Genomic DNA, 15073 nt, shown 5'->3' with positions numbered 1-15073 from the left:
GGGGCCCTGGCGGGCGGCGGCCGGCGAATCCCGGCCGCGCGACGCCGACAGTAGCGGCCAGCGGCGGCCGGACCCCCGGACGCGCCGTTCCCGTTCACTCGTGTGGGTGAACGGCAACGGCTGGCAGCCCGTCAGCGCACCGTCCGGCTGGCGCCCGTGCCGCCGAATTCGCCGGACCGGGCCGCAGTCCGGGGGGGTTCCTACGTCTGGTCGGCGGTCGCCGGGGCGGTGCTGCGCAGGAGCCAGGCCATGGCGTTGTCGATGGTCTGGTCCGGGTGGGCGAAGCGCTCCCCGTGCTGGAAGTGGCGGTCGGCCAGGGCCGGCCAGCCGCCGTTGGCGGCTGCGGTCCGGGTGAAGATGACCGCGAGGGTGTCGGCGACCTCGACGTAGTGCTCGTCGCCGGACACCCAGGTGTCGATCACCGTCATCAGCTCGGTGACGGCGTGCTCGTCGAAGCGGTTCGGCTTGTCGGCGATGTCCACGCCCGGGCCCCAGAGCAGCGCCCTCATCGCCGTGCTCTCCCAGGACTCCTCGTTGCCCGCGTACAGGCGCCCGCTCTGCAGTCGGCCGGATCGCTCGCCCTCCTCGTAGGCGTGGCGCTTGGCGAGACGGAACAGGGCGACCAGCAGGCTGGCCAGCGCCTTGGGGCCGGCGCCGGTGAGGGCCGCCTGCACGCGGTCCCGGTCGGCCGCGGGGGCGGGGACGACGGGCCGCAGTGGGCCGCGGACGGCCAGCAGCTCCCCGTGGGTCATCGAGCTGAGCTTGCGGTCCTCGGCGTGGTCTGCGCGGTAGCGGTCCGGCTCGATGAGGTACCAGCCGGTGTCGAGGGCGTCGACGACCCGGAACGGGAAGCCGGGGCCGGCCGTCGCCGCGGCCGTCGGGGGGGCCGAGGGGCGGGAGAGCAGGCTTCGGTGCGGGTGGGTGGTGACGGCGTCGGGGGCGTTGGCGCCGGTCATCTGCGCGGCGGTTTCGTGGGGCAGAGCCTGGACGTGGACGGACCGCTCGGTCACCTCGGGGTAGCGCTCGACCAGCGCGGTGATGATGGCGGTCGCCGCGTGGCGCAGGAACGCGGCGACCGCGTCGGTGGAGGTCCACTCCCGGTGGGCGGAGACCTGGACCAGCAGCATGGCGGGGCGGTGGCCGGGCAGCGGCGCCATCCCGGTCTCCCTGCTGGGGAGCGGGCCGTGGACCTCGGCCAGGGCCCGGTACCAGCCGTCGTCGCCGACCAGGTAGTCGCAGGCGTCGGCGAGCACCTGGGCCGCCTCCAGCCCCTCGCGGCCGACGGGCAGCATGGTGGCGACGATCAACGGGGCGGTCAGGATCTCGTAGCCGGGGCCGGCCTTCGGGGCTTCGGCGATACCCGGCGGGGGCTGGCGGCGCTCGGCCTGGCCGGCGACGTGGTGCTGGTCCACGGCCTGGCCGGTGTGGTCGAAGCGCTGGCGGCGGCCGGCGGCGGCGTCTTCGGCGCGCTGGGCGCGCACGGCCCGGTTGCGGGCTCGGTTCTTCGTCATCTGCGGACCTCGGCGACGTGTCCCACGCCCACGTCGCATCGAAGTGAACAGCGACGATGGGGGTGCACGCGATTCTTAAGAACCTTGCCCAGACGAAGGGGGTCCGGGCGTGGGGCTGCGACCACCCGGGAGCGGCGTACGTGCACGCCGCTGGGCGTCACTGTACTGCGCAAGTCCGGCCCGGCGAGGGCGAATCCGGCAATTCGCCGGTGCCGGGGCAGTACACCTCGCGGCCGGCTCGGCCCCACCGTGCCGCCTGCAGAACGCCGCCACTCTTTCGGGTGAAGCCTGCGCGTGTCGCTCGCGCGGCGGGCACGGGTTCCGGGAGAGTAAACGCTGGCCTCCTCTAGACAGAGCAAGGCTGTGGAGGGTTCGGAGTCCACCCGCACGCCGACGGTGCGTCAGCCGGCGTCCGGTCCGCCCGGCAGTCGGCGCGCGGATCGCTGGACCTCCGCGTGCTCGAGCACGTCGAGGCCGCGGGCCCTGGTGAGGGCGTCGAGGTCGACGGCGGCTTCCAGGCCGGCGCGCACCTCGGCGACCAGTTCGTCGGGGGAGAGGGCCTCGGCCTGGACCGTGGTGGTCATGTAGTCGCCGCGTCGGTCGGAGGGCTTCTGCGGGGCGCTGGGCAGCCGATACTGCTCGATCTGCCGCGGTGTCACGGCTAGCCGTGTAAACCGGGGCGGTGGGCAGTCTCCGAGTTCAGGGATGAAGGCGAGGACGTCGGCCGCGGCCGAGTCCAGGATCGAGAGCCCGCTGGGGTCGTGGTCGCCGACGTGCAGGATGTGGGTGGGCCGGTCCCGGTCGGCGATCCGCCGGGCCGCCTCGTACTTCGCGGTGACGCTCTCGTAGCCGCCCGAACCGTAGGCGTCCACGCCGTAGTCCTGCGCGAGCTGGCCGAGCAGCGGCACCATGCCGCCCGCCTCGATCCATAGTTCGATGGCGTACGGCTGGCCGTCGGAGAGATCGTGGCGGTAGCCGCTGGCTTGCGACCTCACGCTATCCCAGAACTCGCCCGGACTGCGGTAACCACCCGTCAGCCACTGGTTGGCCGTGTCGTCGCGGATGGCCCACATCGGGATCAGCCTGGCCCGGCGCGCCCTGTTCAGGGTCTCGATCAGCCGGTCGTAGTTGCTCTCCGTCTTCTCGAAGGCGGACCTGCCGACCAGGCGGTAGTAGACCTGCCGCGCGGTCAGAGCCGACCCCAGGTGCTGGTACTCGTCGAGGACCTCCTGGATCTGCTCGACGAGCTGCCGGGTGCTGGCGCGGGGCCGCCACGGGGCGAATCCGCGCACCCTGGTGCGCCCGTAGCGGCGCCCGGAGACGGTGTCGCGCTGGCGCGGGTCGGTGGCCACGAAAGGTCAGCGCTCCTGCAGCTGCTCGTCGAGGAACCGCTCCAGCGCCGGCGGGTCGAGCAGGTCGCTCCAGACCATCCCCTCCGGCAGCGGTCCGAGGTCGGCGACGAGCAGCTGGTCCTCCTCCGGGGTGCCGGGCCGTACGGCGGCGCTCAGGCCGCTGGCGTGCCGCTCGCGCAGCTGCCGGTGACCGGGGCCGGCGGCGCCGAGCCCGGCCAGGTAGGCGCGGGCGGGCGGGGTGAGGACGACGGCGTGCTCCTGGAGGAAGGCGTCGAAGGCCTCGGTGCCGGGTTCAGCGGTGTTGGCCTCCTCTCCCACGCACGGGTAGGGCAGGCCCAGGTGCTCGAAGAGCGCGGCGGTGGTGCTGACGATCTGGTGGTCGGGTCCGGTGTGCGGCAGGCTCGGCCACAGGTGGCCCTCGGTCGCGGCCTGCCGGTGCAGATCGCGGTCCTCGTTGAACACCGCGAGCAGCAGAGCCCGCAGGGTGACCACCTCGACTTCGGCGGCCGACTGCGGGCGCCGACCACGGGGGACCAGAAGGCGGCCGGTGAAGCGCTGCCGTACGGCCGGGGCCCGACGCAGGAGTTCGGCGACGGTCTGCTCGGCGGCGAACACCGCGGCCGCGCGCGTCGCCTCGACGGCGCCCTCGTGGCTGGCGAACCGCCCGTCGGGCAGCCGCCACCCGACCTTCCAGCGCCAGTGCTCGCGCCCTCGCGCACCGGCCTCGCCCCAGATCACGCCGTCCAGGGCGTCACGGACGTCTGACCGGTCCGGCTCTCGCCGAAGGACCGCTTCCAGGATGTTCGGTGACGCGGCCACGCGGTGGCAGCCGGTGAGGATGCCGTGCTGCGCCAGCCAGGGAAGCGGAGCGGGCTGGTGCTCGGTGACCCGGACGAAGGCGTCGCCGAGCGCGGCGAGCCGCACCAGGACGGCCTTGCGCACGGCCTGCTGCTGGTCGGTCGTCCAGGTCTGCGGGGCGCTGTCGGCGAGGGCGGCCAGGAGGCCGAGCTCCTGCATGGCAGAGGTAGGGCCGTCCGGCAGAGCGTCGAGGAGCGCGGTGAGGAGTTCTCCTCGCCGCAGGCCGAGCCCGGCTGCGGCCTCCCGGAGTTGACCGGCCGTCAGGGAACGCACCAGTGCTGCCAGGGCGTCGACCAGGGTCACGGCTTCCCAGGGCGTGGCGGGTAGGGTGACCGGGAGTTCGGGCCAGTCCTTGGCGCCGTAAGCGAGGTCCGCGATCATGAGCGTGCCGCGGGGCGCCTGGTCGAGAGCGGCGAGCGTCTCGCCCACCAGGCGGCGGGCCAGGTCGTTACCTGGTGCGGGCTCACCGGCGAACGCGCAGACCACCTCCTCCGGGGCCATGTCGCCGAGCCTGCCGCCGACCTGCCTGATCCGGGAGTCCACGCACTGTCCTTCGTCTCGCGGCGGCCCGCTGCTGCGGGCGGAGGGTAGTTCGGTCGTGCTGCCCCGTCACAGTGTCCCAGTCCACCGGGGTCGTCCGGGTCGGGTTCACCCGATCGAGTAGGGGCTGTGGCGCGGCTGCTTCAGCCGACCCAGGTCAGTTCCATTAGGACGATGGTGCCCAGCTGCGGCCGGATCAGGTAGACGGCCAGGCCTGCACCGCCGCCCCACTCCATGAGGCGGATCTCCGGGCTCATCCGCTCGTGGTAGCGCTGGGCGCGGCCCCACGGGTCGGCGGCGGCTTCGAGCAGCGCGACGACCAGGAGCTCGCGGACGTCCTGGTTCAGACCGGCCAGGGTCTTGGCCGCGGCCTCGTCGACCTGGACGGCGAACGGGGTCGCGCTCACCGAGCAGTGGGCAGACCGGGCAGCAGGCCGGCCAGCTCGTCGTCGCCCAAGAGAACCGGCTCTTCCTCGCCCCGGTGGATCCGCTCAGCCCGTGCCGCCGCCTCGGCCAGCTCCGGCACCTTGTAGGCGCGCGAGCGCACCGCCCAGCCAGCAAGGTCGGCCGGCACTGGAGCGTGCTCGACCGCGGCGCTGAAGAGCGGCTGCAGGTCCTCGGGTAGGTCCTCGCGCACGCTGCGAATCGTCGGCAGCACCGGCTCGACACCAGGGGTCTCGTACGGCTGGGCGCTCATCGTCGGCTCCCTCCTTCCAGGGAAGCCTACCGGGCCGGTCGGTTCCTAGGCAGGCGTCCGGGGGACCGGGCACACTCAGGCCCGGCCAAGGTCCTCCAGGAGCAGCCTGGCGGCTTCGGAGTGGTCGGGGGCGCCGCACGTTCTCCGAGGGAACCTACGGCCCTCGGAGGGGTGCTGACCGACCTTCAGCACGCACTGCCGGGCCGGGACCCGGGGGTGGTGGCGCTTCTCCTTGTTAGGCAGCTTCATCCACCACACCTCCCCGCCCCACCACTTCCACACCATCTGGTCGATCTCGTACCGTGCTGCCCGGGCCTCCCGGGTGCCAGCGGTCTCGCACTCCTTAGCGGCCTCCTCCAGCGGCTTGTCGGTACGGGTCCAGCCAGTCACCGGATCTCCCGTGACAAGACCCGCGTCGCTGAACGCAGCCATGTGCCTGCACACGGTACGCTCTCCGTATCCAGTTTCCTGGATGAGCTGAGCCATGGATAGAAGGCCCTGTGCGTCCGCCACCGTCAGCCAGGTGCGCCCACCGTGGTGCCCTACCGCTCCACCGTGGGCGAAGAGATCGCTGGCTAGCAGGGCAAGGGCCCGGGCCCCTCGGGCGCGAAGGCCAGCCCGAGTAAGGCTCCCCCTAGGACCCCCCCGCCCGTTCCGGGCTTGTGTCAGACCTGTGTTCTCTGAAAATTCCTGCTCAGAGCCGCTCTCACCGAAGATCGTCGCAAGGACTGCGGGGGAGATGGTGACCCGCCGGTTGTGGTACTTGGCATCCGGATCGAGCTCGGTGAGCATCCCGTCGCGGTCCCGGAGGCGATTGACGGCCTGGTTGCAGGTCTCGTGGCAGAAACCGGTCGCGTTGGCGCAGCGGCGGGTGCCGAGGGTGACGTCCAGGCGGGCCGCGGCGAGCATCTGCAGGCCGACGAAGATGACCATCGCCTCGTCGGCCGGACCGCTGCGCTGCGACCAGCGCGCCGGGCCCAGGGCTGCGGCGAACTCCCACAGGCCGGCGACCGCGACGGTCACGTGCGGGGCGGGGTCGTCGCTCTCGGCGTGGCCGGCGGGGCGGCGGGCCTCGACCTCGCAGGCCAGCATCCACTGGCGGTCCAGGATCTTGCGGCCGGCCTTCTCGTCCCTGTGCGCCCGGCGCCCGCCCGGCCGGCGCTCGCTGGTCAGGTAGGCCAGACCCGGGTACTGGCCGGTCAGGGCAACCCGCCACGCCTCTTCGGCGGTCCAGCGGGCGCGGACCAAGCCGCGCAGCGCCGGGAAGAGCCGGTGGCTGTGGTCGTCGTCGGGTGCCAGCACGGTGGTCAGGGCGCGGCGGGCGCGTTCGTCCAGGGCCCGGATGCCGCCGGTGAGCTTGAGGTGCCCGTCGTCGTCGAACTCCAGGGTGCGCACCCGGTCGGTGCCGTGCTGGAGCACGCTCGGCGGCAGATCCCCGGCGTGGGCCGCGGAGTCCTCTCCCGTACCAGAGAGGGCCTGCCCGGCGTGGGCCGCAGAGGCCTTCGCCGGTGCGGGCAGCAGCGCTACCTCTTCCTCCAGCCACTCGACGAGCTGCTCGATCTGCTGGGGAGTAGCGCCCACCTTCAGGGCTTCGACCGCCTCGTCGAGAGTGATGCCGTCGAACTCGGAGACCCCGCCGTTGCGGTGCGGCGAGCCCGGCGGGCGCAGAGCGCCGAAGCCGCTGCGGTTCAGCATCGGGCTGACGTCCAGACTCGGGCAGACCCTGGCGGCGGCGGCCGCCAGGCGGCGCACCAGGGAGCCCGAGATGCCGGCCGGAACGGCGACCCAGATGTGCCGGCCACCGGACGGGCCCGAGATCGCCGGCACGTACGGAACGCCGAGGGCACCGAGGTAGGACTGGAGCACGGCGTTGTCCTGGCCGACCTGGGCAAGCGCGCCTTCGGTCTTGGCGTCCATGTCGAACGGGATGCGCAACCAGTCAGGGTCGTTGACCGACTTCTCACCCTTCGAGGTGAAGTCAGCCGTGCAGTGCACAACAAAGGGCCGGCCAGGAACCGCCGTCGCCATGGCGATGGGAAGTGGACGGGGGTAGTCGCCCGTCCACCGTTTTCCGGCCGAAGTCCGCTCCGCCACACGCACGATGGGGCGCGGCGCCAGGATCGCCAGGAACTGGTCGTACGTGTGCTTTTGGGCGGTTTCGTCTTCCAGGGCAAGGACGTTCGACTCTGTTCCGGACACGCCGGAACGAGACAAGGGGGTGCCGCCCTGGGGGGTCGTTGCTACTATGGCAGCGTCCTCTCAGGTCAAGAGAGACAACAGAGCGCGGCCCGGCGGATTGGTCTCCGGCAGGTCGTGGCTTAGCTGGTCGCATGTTGAACGGGTCTCAGCGCTGCTGTTGGAGGCGAGGAGCTGGGATCCCGAGTTAGGGGAGGTTCGCGGGGGACGAGGCGTTCTGACACGGAAGCCATCGCTGGTCAGGCGGTGGCTCGTTCGTGTTTTTGGGCCCGTTTCCCCGCAGGCAAGGTCAGCCGGTCATGGGGAGAGCCTCCTGGTTCTCAGAGGGGCCGAAGTTGGCAGCCACGGCGGCGAGAGCCTTCACGATTCGCTCCCTGGTCAGGGGAGGGTCGTTCGGCGTGGCCGGCACTAGGCTCATGATCGTGTTGACGACTGTCGACGCGGACAGGTCCGGATGAACGCCTTCGATCAGGTCGTGGATCATGTCGGCGCTGCCCGGGTCAAAGGTCAGCGTCGTGCGCCACGGCAGACCACAGCCGCGCTCGTATCCGAACTTCTTACCGCGCCGCCGGCGCGTTATCGGAGTGCTGTGGGTGGTCATGATGCTCATCCTAGGGGGTAGAGCGATTGATGTTCATCATTCGAGCCGCACGTGTCGGCCGAAATTTGGTGTTGCGATGTTCCCCGCAGGCCCCGACCATGTCCCCGCTGGCGCATAGTGTGGAGGGAGCGAGGGCCTTCGCCCCCTGTAGCGACGCTGCCGGAAGGTGAGGACGAAGTGGTTGAAGCGCAGTCGTACCCCGCCGTGGCCGCCTTCTCGGGCGCGGTGGAGAACCTGATCCAGGAGCGCTCGCTGGGCCGCTCCACCATCGCGAACCTCCGCTGGGTCGCCCGAGACCTGGAGCAGGCAGCCCAAACGGACGAGTTTCCGCCAGCGGCCCGATCGACCCTCGAAGCGCTGCTCACCCTGCAGTCCTGGGACGCCTACGCGCGAATCGCCGGCGCCGGCCTCACCCGGGTCCGCACAGGCGGCCGCATCCGGCAGGGCGGAGCGATGATCAACAGCATGCGGACGCGGGCGACGGCCTGGAATACCGTCGCGAAGTACCTCGGGATCGCTGTCCGCTTCCCGCTGCCGGCTACCCCGACCGCGCACCTGCCCGTTCCGGCCGACCAGCGGCAGATGCTGCTGCACCAGCTCTCCCAGCAGGTTCGGACTCCGATGGCCGAGGCCGATCGGATCCGCACCCTCGCGCTGCTCGGCGTGGTGACCGACACCGGCGCTCGATCGGGTGAACTTGTCGCGATGACCCTGGACTCCCTGTCCGCGGACCTCTCCACAATTGAGCTGGTCCGTAACCCGCAGGGTCCGACGGGCCCGTACGGCATCCGCCGGCTGTTCACCGAGTCGATCCGGCTGAGCCCGTTCACCCGGTCCGCGCTGCGGATGTGGTTGCTGGTGCGCGAGGACCTGGTCGAGTCGGTGCAGGGTTCCTCGGACGCGCTCTGGGTGTCGTTGCGCAACAACCACGGGCGTCGAACTGCCTCGGGCTCGCTTCCGCGGACGCCTTCGGGGATGCCGCTGCAGGTGCGCGGCCTGGAGCGGGCCTACAGCCGCGCCATCGTCAGGGTCAACGAGGAGCTCGCCGGGCAGCCTGGCTGGACCCCGGTGGCCCGGACGCTCGAGCAGCTCCGCCGGTCGATCAAGGACATCAAGGTCGAGGCGCTCGCCGCGGCTGCGTAGGCCGGTACCAGTGCTCCTGGGGGCGGGGCGACCCCCGCCCCCAGGAGCAAATTGCCGGGGTATTCGCTGCCACCGCGCGCATAGGGCCTTCTATCGTTGTCTGGCCGGCCCCGTGGCGGCTCACCTTCGTACCCGGGCCCGGCCGGGCCCGGGCTACTGCGCGTCGTCGGGCGCGCGCCAGCGCAGCAGCTCCTCCTTCTCCTCCGGAGTCAGCGCGGGGGCTGGGGGCGGGAAGGAGTCCACGTCTACGAACACCATCTCGTAGCCGGGTTCCGGCAAACCTGCGGCAGGCAGCCGCAGGTGGCCCAGCGCAGAGGCGGGCGGATTAACCCGGTCCGCTCCCTGCCACCCGCGGAGGCTGCGGGCCAAACCGGGTGACTCGGTGATGGTCTTGCCCCCTCCACCTCGCTCGAGCAGCCCTTCCAGGGCCTGCAGCATGAGGTCCCCGGTCAGGCGCTCGTCCCGCTCTGCCCGCATGGCTGCGACGGTCTGCTCCTTCTGCCGCAGGCCCCGGAGCCTCTCCGAGGCCCGGTGACCCTCCATCACCAGGTCGATGAGCTGCGCACTGGTCAGCTCGCCCGGTCGCGGTGCCCTGGTGCTCCGGCCGGTCGCCGGCCGCCTCCGCGGCTGGCACGGTCCGGGCGAGGTTCTCAGCGAGCGTCCGCACAGCCTGGTCTCGGCCGGCTCGGTCGAGCTTGGGGGGCAGCTGTCCGGCGGCGGCCGCGGCGCTGACCCGTTGCAGGGCGTGCTGGTAGCCGCAGCCGGTCAGGCGGTTCAGCGCGTGGGCGATCTTTTCCCGGTTGGTGGAGGACATCCGCCTTCTCCTTCGTCGCGCCCTGGCGCCAGCTGTTCGTCCCACCACGAGCACGGCCAGGGTGCACGGCTTGGAAGAGGGGCACCGATCGTCGCTCGCGTCCGCGCGGCAGCACGGTTCACCGGTACTCCGGGGGTGGGCCCGGGCCGACGCGCACAAGGCGAGATGCGCGCGCCGAGTCTACTGGGCGGCACTCACACAGAGCCGTGCCCGTCGTCCCCCTTGGCCGGCCCCGCTATGGGCCGGGACTCGCAATGATCAACTTCGGGTGCACCGGGCCTTCTATCTCCCGACAGCCCAGCTACCCGGCCGGGGGAGAGAGGCAAGAAGGAAGGGGCCAGTCGACACGTGCACGGGGCACGTACCGGCCTCGATGGACCGACTTGGGCAAAATCGACTGGCCCCCGGACGACCTCGCAGCCGTCCTTCACCACGACCCGACACGAAGCGGAGGGCCTCAAGCTCGAAAGCGAGGTCTACCTCTCCACGTGGACCGTACGGAGGAGTATAGCGACGCTGGGCGCCTCGACGGGCGGCCGGCTCAGTGTTCCCCGAGGAGCTCGCCGCGGTGCCGGGCGAACCACTGCTGGAAGTGGTCGTGGAGGGGGTTGGGCGGGTCGGTCGGCCACACGGCCCGCCACTTCGGCTCTCCGCGGACCAGTGCCGTCTGATCGAAGCGGTGGCCGGTGTCGCCGTGAGCCTTCCAGTGTTCGAGCACGACCGTGCTGGGGCCGTAGAGGACGGCGAGTTCGGCGTGGATCTCCGCTGCGCTGTTCGTGACGGTCGCGCCGATCCCGAGTTCGGTGACGACGGCGAGGACCTGGCCGGGGATGCTGGTGCTCCACACCCGCAGGCGGGCGATGCCGTAGCCGGCGGCGCAGCCCGAGGGATAGAGCCAGTTGGTGGCGCTCTGGAGGGTCGTGAGCTCGGGGAGTGCGGGGAAGGGGTCGTTGTCCATGGGTGCTTTCTGGGCGGGGTCCGGCGCACCCTGGGTGCGCCGGACCGGGGTGATCAGGCCGGGATCGGCTCGCGCAGGCGGGTGAGGAAGCGGCGCAGCTGGCCCGCGTTGGCCTGCCGCAGGTCGAGGCCGTTGTTGTCGGCGGCGAATCGCTGGGCGACCTGGCTGGTGGTCCAGTTGCGGGAACCGGCGGCGGTGAGGATCTGCTGCCACAGGCTGTTCAGGTCGTCGGTGGCAGCCGGGTCGCTGTCTTCGACGATCTCGGCGTCGATCGGCTCCTCCTCCCCGTCGGCCTTGGCCTTGTCGGCGGTGGCGTCGGCCTTCTCGGCTGTGCGCAGCTGGGTGCCGATGGCTTTGAGCCGGGCCTTGAGGTCGTCGTTGAGGTCCCCGGCGGCCTCGGCGAGGCGGTAGATGGCGAGGACTTCGTCGGCGGTGTCGGCGACGAGGGCGTCCGCGAGGTAGGGGGAGACGGCGGCTTCGAGTGCGGGCCGCTGCTGCGGGGGCGCGGTGAGGATGGGGTTGGGGATGGTGCCGGTGATGGCCTGGCGGATGGTGGCGTTGCCGAACTCGCAGACCACGACGGGGAAGTGCTTCGTCTGGCCGCGCGCGACGCGGGTGCGGGGTTCGATGCGCATCTGGACGGGAACGAAGCCCCGGCCGCCGGTGCCGGCGACGACGAGGTCGAGCACGCCGGGCCACTCGTTGGCGGCGTAGAAGCTGTGGGTCTCGGCGCGCCACAGGCCGATGCCGGGCAGGTCGGGCATCATGACGCTGAGTCGGCTGGTGGCCCGGCAGACCTCCTTGGGGGACATGAGGTACCAGTCCTCGCCGTACTCGTCCAGGCACAGGCAGGGCTTCTTGCTGAGCATCTCGGTCTGGCCGTCGCAGCGCCTCGCGCAGCCGCCGCCGGACCATAGCTCGTTGTACTGGCGGAGCGGCTCGCCGTTGGGGAGCATCGCCGGGATGCTGCTGGCCTGGGTGATCACGCGCCACTGGGGATCGCCGCTGCCCTGGGGTTGCCAGCGGTGGGCCTCGCCGCCCCACAGCTCGGCGGCGGCGTCGATGTAGGTCTTGTTGTGGCTGGTGAGTACCCATGTCTTGGACTTCACCGGGACGGGGCGCTTCTTCGGGTCGCGGTGGGGCACGCTCCAGCCGGTGCGCAGGCGGCCGAGCTCCACGGCCTGGCGCTGGAGCGTGATGATGCGGTGGCGTGCTGGCGCGGTGGTCTCGCGGTCCATCAGGCTGCCCTCCTCAGGGGCTCGGCGTCGTCGCGGGTGGGCGGCTTCAACGGGATGTACTTGGTGGTCTCCGCTTCCTGGAGGTGCTGGGCGACGACCAGGGCGGAGCGGAAGGCGCGGAAGGCGCGCCGGTTCGCGGGGACGGGGATCAGGTTGTGGCGGCGCTGGCGCAGGTTGAGGATGGCGGCGCCGTGCACCCTGGGCATCGGGGCGTCGCTGCCGTCGGGTGTCCAGATCGTCGGGGCGTAGCGGTAGGCGGCGAGCTGGAGCGGGTACTCGCTCCAGATCCGGGTCGAGGGCTGGGTGGCGGAGGTCTTGATGTCCACCAGCCAGAGCTGGCGGCGGGTGCGGGGGGTGCGGCCGGTGGGCAGCTGGATGAGCATGTCGAGGGTTCCGGCGTAGCCGAGCGCGCGGTTGGCGACGGTTACCTCGGCCGCAACTAGATCTTTTGCCGGATCCAGATCCCATTCGGCGACCCACTTGAGGAACTGCCGGAAGTACGGGAGGACCTCCGTGTCCTCCTCGACCGGGGTGGGCTGGCCGAGCAGGTGGGCCTCGGCGCGCTTGTGCACCCGCGAGCCCCGGTCTGCGGCGGCCTCCCTGGCCAGGTTCGGCTGCTTCTTGATCTCCTTGATGATCTCTTCGGGCCCGGTGCGAGCCGCGGTGGTGATCCGGGGCAGCTGCTCGAAGACGTAGTTGGTGACGACCTTGGTAGCCCAGGGGATCAGGATGGGCTTGTTGACGGAGTGGTCCAAGACGTTGGTCACGCTGATCAGCGGCGGCCCCCCGGAGGGGTCTTCGTAGTAGCGGCCGCGTTCGGTGGCGACGGCCTGGCGGGGGTCGGTCATGGGGCGCGGCGTTCGGCGCGGGATGCTGCGGGGAGCGGGGCCGGCTGCGGGGGGACGCCGGGGGCGGGCGCGATCCGTAGGGTCATGCGGGTTCCTCGGTCAGGGGTCGTGGTGGTCTCCCAGGGGCTTGCCCTCCCCTGTTCGACATTCATTATTCTACGCGACTTGGGGAGTGGTGGCAACCGGGAATCGGCCTGCCCGCGCCCGTTCCGGCGGCGCTCGTCAGCCGATCGTGCGCAGGGCCTCCGCCGCCATCGCCAGCACCGCGCTGACGGCCCGGGGGTCTGCGTCGGCGGGCCCGAGGGCCGCACGTACCGCGTTCAGGCCCCGGGAAGCAGCGGCGAGCGCGGCTTGCACGGTGGGGCGGTGGGCTTCGTGGGTGCTCACCTGCTGCTCGGTCGAGGTGATGTCGTCCGCGTCCACGGGTCCGCGTCCCAGCAGCCGCTTGGTGTCGGAGGCCGCCTTCAGCACGGTGAGGGCGTCGGGCCGGCTGGGGGCGAGGCGGGACAGGTCCGGCGTCGCGCCGTGCCGAAGGCCGGGCGGGCAGCGGCGGGCGGCTTCGAGCAGCAGGGCCGCGGCGAGATCCAGGAGGCCGTCCGGGTAGGCGGCGTTTGCCTGGATGACGATCCGCACGGGCTCCGACATGTCGCCGCGGCGGGCGTGGTCGGCGTAGACGGCGGCCAGGCCAGCCATGAGCTGTTGGTAGGCGGGGCTGCCAGGCTCCGGGAGATGGTCGGCGGCGCTGTTCATCGGCCACCGGTCCCGGTGCACGCTGCCGTGCCGGTGCGCGGGTGGGTCGCCAGGTGCCGCCGGCGTTGTTCTGCGAGTGCGGAGCTCGCGGTGGTGGCGGAGCTTTTCCAGGTGCCGCAGCAGCACCGGGCCTCCACGATCCGCCAGCCCGGGCAGCCGTCGGTGAGCGGCTCGCGCGCGGCGGTGTGCGCGTGTTCGGGCGGGCACGGACTCCGGTCGGCGTGCAGGCGCCGCAGCGGCGCGGCGTGACGGTGGATCACGGTGTTCTCCTTCGAGGGGGTTGGGGGAATGGTGGGGAGGTGCGGGCTCAGGCGGCCAGGCCGATCGGGCCGCGCGGTTGGCCAGCTCGCGCCCGAGCCGGTCCCGCCACCTGCGACCAGCCGCGCTCGAACTCTTTGCGCTGTTTGTCCGCCGCCAGGGCGGGGCCGAGCGCGAGGAAGTGCTCGACGGCCGGGTACGGCGCGGTGGGGGTGAGCAGCGGGACTCGGGTGATGCCGTGGCGGTCGATGACCGGGGTGCCGCCGTGGGCGGCGGCCGCGCGGGGCAGCTCGGCGGTCATGCGGGAGAGGCTGCCGGTGGCCACGGCGCGCACCGAACGCCATGCCTGGCCCTTCTTCGCGGGGCCGTGCTGGGAGTGGGGCCAGTAGATCCGGCGGACTTCGTAGATCGCCCAGCGCTGGGCGGCGAGCTGGGCCTGGTGGGCGGCGAGCACGTCGTTCAGGCCCGCGTCGGCGACGACCCGGTAGGCCGCGGTGGAGCCGAAGAGCAGGGCGCGTTCGTTGTGGACCAGCGCGGAGTGCTCGATCAGCAGGGCGCGCAGGGCCAGGTCCGGCTCGGCGGCCCAGCGCTCGACCAGGGCCTCGCGGCCCACCTTCGTCCCCTGGAAGGGACAAAAGCCGCAACAACTGCGCACAAATCGGCGGCCGAAGGTCTCCAGGAGGAAGTCCTCGCAGCGCTGGCGCCCCCAGCCCCAGCGCTGGAGCGGGAAGTCCGGACGCCGGTGCCCCCTGTTCTTCAGCAGGTCGGTCTGCGACCGCTCCGGCTCCTCGGCGCTGTAGCCGATCACGTGGACGAAGGGGGCGCCGCCGACGTTGTCCTTGATCCACGAGTCGAGGGCGAAGTGCTTGATCCACGACGAGCAGGCGCGCCGGTCCCGGCTGACCTGGGGCAGGGTGCCGGCCTGGAGCATCCGCTCGCCCAGGGTCACCGGAGCGGCGGCGGCCTCGTCGGCCGGGCGGGTGCGCAGTCGGGTGGGGGTGCGGGTGTCGTCGAGCACCAGGTAGCCCTCGGCGGTGCTGTGGCCCTTGCGGGCCACGGTCACCGTGCGGATCCGGTGGCGGGCGATCAGGGGAAACAGGCACTCCTCCATCAGGCGGTGGGTGGTGCCGTACTCTTCGCCGACGGCGGCGATCAGGAAGGTCAGCTGGTCGAGGTCGAAGCCGCGGCTGGCGGGGTCGGTGAGCCAGCGGGCCGCGTAGGCCGAGCTGTCGACGCCCATGCCGAGGTTGGCGACGACCGGCATGCCGGCGGGGACGCGGAAGTCTGCGGTGAGCGGGGACACGGTGCT

Annotated in this window: 15 protein-coding genes; 1 reads left to right on the top strand and 14 read right to left on the bottom strand. The window is 71.9% G+C overall.

The features are described 5' to 3' along the window. Nucleotides 1-200: 200 nt before the first annotated feature. From ACFY4B_RS27060 to ACFY4B_RS27030, 7 genes are all read right to left on the bottom strand, one after another. The gene (locus ACFY4B_RS27060; RefSeq protein WP_387972019.1) at nt 201-1511 is read right to left on the bottom strand and encodes a hypothetical protein; all 1311 of its coding nucleotides are present in this window, start codon (nt 1509-1511) and stop codon (nt 201-203) included. 401 nt (nt 1512-1912) lie between these two features. After that, on the bottom strand, nt 1913-2863 hold the full coding sequence (locus ACFY4B_RS27055; RefSeq protein ID WP_387972016.1) for a hypothetical protein: 951 nt from the start codon (nt 2861-2863) through the stop codon (nt 1913-1915). 6 nt (nt 2864-2869) lie between these two features. Beyond that, nucleotides 2870-4264, bottom strand: coding sequence for a hypothetical protein (locus tag ACFY4B_RS27050; RefSeq protein ID WP_387972013.1), 1395 nt, complete (start codon nt 4262-4264; stop codon nt 2870-2872). Between the two features lie 140 nt (nt 4265-4404). Beyond that, nucleotides 4405-4668, bottom strand: a complete 264-nt coding sequence (locus ACFY4B_RS27045) for a hypothetical protein (RefSeq protein ID WP_387972011.1) — start codon at nt 4666-4668, stop codon at nt 4405-4407. Beyond that, on the bottom strand, nt 4665-4958 hold the full coding sequence (locus ACFY4B_RS27040) for a hypothetical protein (RefSeq protein WP_387972009.1): 294 nt from the start codon (nt 4956-4958) through the stop codon (nt 4665-4667). Before ACFY4B_RS27040 ends, ACFY4B_RS27045 begins: the two co-directional genes overlap by 4 nt. Before the next feature lie 75 nt (nt 4959-5033). Then, nucleotides 5034-7157 carry a hypothetical protein gene (locus ACFY4B_RS27035; protein ID WP_387972006.1) on the bottom strand — a complete coding sequence of 708 codons (2124 nt, stop codon included), beginning with the start codon at nt 7155-7157 and terminating at the stop codon, nt 5034-5036. Between the two features lie 286 nt (nt 7158-7443). After that, on the bottom strand, nt 7444-7755 hold the full coding sequence (locus tag ACFY4B_RS27030) for a hypothetical protein (protein WP_387972003.1): 312 nt from the start codon (nt 7753-7755) through the stop codon (nt 7444-7446). A 177-nt stretch (nt 7756-7932) separates the two neighbouring features. On the opposite strand from ACFY4B_RS27030, the gene ACFY4B_RS27025 reads away from it, so the two are divergent. Then, nucleotides 7933-8898: a hypothetical protein gene (locus tag ACFY4B_RS27025; RefSeq protein WP_387972000.1), complete on the top strand. Its 966-nt coding sequence runs from the start codon at nt 7933-7935 to the stop codon at nt 8896-8898. Between the two features lie 153 nt (nt 8899-9051). On the opposite strand, the gene ACFY4B_RS27020 is transcribed toward ACFY4B_RS27025, so the two are convergent. The 7 genes from ACFY4B_RS27020 to ACFY4B_RS26990 all read right to left on the bottom strand — a co-directional run bounded on the left by ACFY4B_RS27020 (nt 9052) and on the right by ACFY4B_RS26990 (nt 15067). Further along, on the bottom strand, nt 9052-9375 hold the full coding sequence (locus ACFY4B_RS27020) for a hypothetical protein (protein WP_387971997.1): 324 nt from the start codon (nt 9373-9375) through the stop codon (nt 9052-9054). Between the two features lie 878 nt (nt 9376-10253). Next, nucleotides 10254-10670: a hypothetical protein gene (locus ACFY4B_RS27015; RefSeq protein WP_387971994.1), complete on the bottom strand. Its 417-nt coding sequence runs from the start codon at nt 10668-10670 to the stop codon at nt 10254-10256. Nucleotides 10671-10723: 53 nt separating this feature from the next. After that, entirely contained in the window at nt 10724-11908 is a 1185-nt protein-coding gene (locus ACFY4B_RS27010; protein ID WP_387971992.1) for a hypothetical protein, read from the bottom strand. Further along, nucleotides 11908-12756 carry a hypothetical protein gene (locus ACFY4B_RS27005; protein ID WP_387971989.1) on the bottom strand — a complete coding sequence of 283 codons (849 nt, stop codon included), beginning with the start codon at nt 12754-12756 and terminating at the stop codon, nt 11908-11910. Before ACFY4B_RS27005 ends, ACFY4B_RS27010 begins: the two co-directional genes overlap by 1 nt. A 222-nt stretch (nt 12757-12978) precedes the next feature. Beyond that, the gene (locus ACFY4B_RS27000) at nt 12979-13449 is read right to left on the bottom strand and encodes a hypothetical protein (RefSeq protein WP_387971986.1); all 471 of its coding nucleotides are present in this window, start codon (nt 13447-13449) and stop codon (nt 12979-12981) included. Nucleotides 13450-13502: 53 nt separating this feature from the next. Beyond that, entirely contained in the window at nt 13503-13766 is a 264-nt protein-coding gene (locus ACFY4B_RS26995) for a hypothetical protein (RefSeq protein ID WP_387971983.1), read from the bottom strand. 47 nt (nt 13767-13813) lie between these two features. After that, on the bottom strand, nt 13814-15067 hold the full coding sequence (locus ACFY4B_RS26990; RefSeq protein WP_387971980.1) for a hypothetical protein: 1254 nt from the start codon (nt 15065-15067) through the stop codon (nt 13814-13816). Nucleotides 15068-15073 lie beyond the last annotated feature (6 nt).

The organism is Kitasatospora sp. NPDC001261 (genome assembly GCF_042896795.1).
Classification (GTDB): Bacteria; Actinomycetota; Actinomycetes; order Streptomycetales; family Streptomycetaceae; genus Kitasatospora.
This window is presented reverse-complemented; position numbering and strand designations above follow the sequence as displayed.

Excerpts from the sequence above, each read along its gene's own strand:
- ACFY4B_RS27060 (WP_387972019.1), bottom strand. The coding sequence starts at position 1,511 with ATGACGAAGAACCGAGCCCGCAACCGGGCCGTGCGCGCCCAGCGCGCC.
- ACFY4B_RS27040 (WP_387972009.1), bottom strand. The coding sequence starts at position 4,958 with ATGAGCGCCCAGCCGTACGAGACCCCTGGTGTCGAGCCGGTGCTGCCG.
- ACFY4B_RS27030 (WP_387972003.1), bottom strand. The coding sequence starts at position 7,755 with ATGACCACCCACAGCACTCCGATAACGCGCCGGCGGCGCGGTAAGAAG.
- ACFY4B_RS27020 (WP_387971997.1), bottom strand. The coding sequence starts at position 9,375 with ATGCGGGCAGAGCGGGACGAGCGCCTGACCGGGGACCTCATGCTGCAG.
- ACFY4B_RS27015 (WP_387971994.1), bottom strand. The coding sequence starts at position 10,670 with ATGGACAACGACCCCTTCCCCGCACTCCCCGAGCTCACGACCCTCCAG.
- ACFY4B_RS27010 (WP_387971992.1), bottom strand. The coding sequence starts at position 11,908 with ATGGACCGCGAGACCACCGCGCCAGCACGCCACCGCATCATCACGCTC.
- ACFY4B_RS27005 (WP_387971989.1), bottom strand. The coding sequence starts at position 12,756 with ATGACCGACCCCCGCCAGGCCGTCGCCACCGAACGCGGCCGCTACTAC.
- ACFY4B_RS27000 (WP_387971986.1), bottom strand. The coding sequence starts at position 13,449 with ATGGCTGGCCTGGCCGCCGTCTACGCCGACCACGCCCGCCGCGGCGAC.